Here is a 1,179-nt window from a genome sequence, read left to right as displayed (position 1 = left end):
CATCGCCCTGCGGTGGCGTATCGACCAGTTCGGGCTCCATCGGATGGATAAACTTCAAACGCATGAAACTGACTCGCTACAGACGCGATTCAATCAGCTTTAGCTAAACTAGTTCCGAATTTGCAAATCGAAGCCGGTTGCAACAAACCTGCTGCCTATGCGTTGCGAAGCGACGGACCGCCAGGAGACCGCCATGGCAGACGACAAGAGCAAGCGCGACTTCCGCGACCGCGACCGCGTTTCGACCGATGAAGGCTACGAGGTCGAGCATTTCGCGACTGGAGGTATGTTCCACGACGGGCGATCACATTTTAGCACCTGCTTACGAAACAAACTCGCCTGCTCCGAGTTTGAATCCGCATGGCTAATGGCAGCATCAAAATAGGCGATGAGGTGGCAATCGAGCTTATCGGCAACGTCACTCACATCGATGGTGATCTGGCGACTGTGAACTTTGGCGTGACTATCACCGTCAACCTAGACAGCCTGCGCCTGGTGAATGCCTATAAGCCGCCGCCCAGGAAGAAACCGCTGGTGGACGAACCGACATGACCAAACTATCTGACCTCGGTCCGCCCGTGCTTGGCAAGCGCCACGGCGCAAGGGGAAACGGCCCCGACAATTTCTATTCATGCGCAACTTGCGGCCAGAAAGTCGACATGCGCGACTTCCGACAGGTGATGTGGCACGAGCAGCAAAATCATGAAGCATTAGAGCCGGAAGACAGCGCCCAAATAATCAACTTCCCGAAGCGGCCGAAATAACCGCCATGTGCGCCGCCGGCCAGAAGCCAGCAGCCATGAAAAGCAGGACCAGCAGACCGAATAACCACAGCCTCATCGTTCACGCTACCACGCCGAAACGAAAAAGCCCGCCCATTCCCAGGAATTGCATATTTCTTCGCCAGGCGGCAGCACATCCCAACAACTTGCCGCCGATTAGGCCCAGCGCCTTTCGCTGCGTGCCCCGTCGCAACTAAGCCGTCGGGCCGCAGGTTGTGGAATCGGCCGGCACGAAAGCTGTCGAAGACAAAGAAGTGTTGCCCGAGTTCCGGACAGACAGGGGCGTTGAGCTGTCGGCGGGCGGCTCTTCCCAAATTGAGGGTTGGGTGGCATAATCACCCTAGGGCCAACCTCTTCTATGGCCCCCTTTGCTATGGGTGACCGACGAGTCCCCAAC

The 1,179-nt window shown here is 57.0% G+C and carries 3 protein-coding genes; all 3 read left to right on the top strand.

Annotation, left to right across the window (positions count from 1 at the left end):
• Positions 1-193: 193 nt before the first annotated feature.
• From LB577_RS33030 to LB577_RS33020, 3 genes are read left to right on the top strand one after another with little or no spacing between them, the layout of a single operon-like run.
• On the top strand, positions 194-385 hold the full coding sequence (locus LB577_RS33030) for a DUF3606 domain-containing protein (protein ID WP_224690566.1): 192 nt from the start codon (positions 194-196) through the stop codon (positions 383-385).
• Positions 361-552 carry a hypothetical protein gene (locus LB577_RS33025; RefSeq protein ID WP_224690565.1) on the top strand — a complete coding sequence of 64 codons (192 nt, stop codon included), beginning with the start codon at positions 361-363 and terminating at the stop codon, positions 550-552. Before LB577_RS33030 ends, LB577_RS33025 begins: the two co-directional genes overlap by 25 nt.
• Complete coding sequence (locus tag LB577_RS33020) at positions 549-764, top strand: hypothetical protein (protein WP_031250777.1); 216 nt, start codon at positions 549-551, stop codon at positions 762-764. The genes LB577_RS33025 and LB577_RS33020 overlap by 4 nt, the downstream gene beginning before the upstream one ends.
• Positions 765-1,179: the final 415 nt, after the last annotated feature.

It is taken from the genome of Mesorhizobium sp. B283B1A, from assembly GCF_020165735.1.
GTDB classification, from domain to species: domain Bacteria; phylum Pseudomonadota; class Alphaproteobacteria; order Rhizobiales; family Rhizobiaceae; genus Mesorhizobium; species Mesorhizobium opportunistum.
Note: the sequence above shows the minus strand (reverse complement) of the source record. Positions and strands in the feature narration are given on the sequence as shown.